The sequence below is a fragment of the Xenorhabdus kozodoii genome (genome assembly GCF_002632875.1).
Taxonomy (GTDB): Bacteria; Pseudomonadota; Gammaproteobacteria; order Enterobacterales; family Enterobacteriaceae; genus Xenorhabdus; species Xenorhabdus kozodoii.
In genome coordinates this window covers 1-281 of record NZ_NJCX01000135.1, presented here as the reverse complement: position 1 = coordinate 281, position 281 = coordinate 1, and the positions used below count along the sequence as shown (strand labels likewise).

Annotated in this window: 1 pseudogene; it reads right to left on the bottom strand. The window is 44.5% G+C overall.

The features are described 5' to 3' along the window. Positions 1 to 187 precede the first annotated feature (187 nt). Positions 188 to 281, bottom strand: a pseudogene (locus Xkoz_RS19465) (IS5/IS1182 family transposase); the annotation flags it as partial.

Genomic DNA, 281 nt, shown 5'->3' with positions numbered 1-281 from the left:
AGCCCTGAGTATCCCGGAACTGCGTAAGCTGTTGTCAAAATTGATGGAAAAAACGGGAGAGGCAGTCGAACAGATTTTACATTGGTCAGACTGGCGGCGGCGACACCAATACTATGCACAACAATGTCATTACCGTCGTCGGAATAACCCTATGGTGACAGAGCAATTACGGCTGTAGTATTAGAGCCTATCCCAATAGGATTATATTCCAGACAATGAAACTACAAGCCAAATGAAGCATGGCTTCATAATTTTCAACCCGTTTTTCCCAACGGATCAGA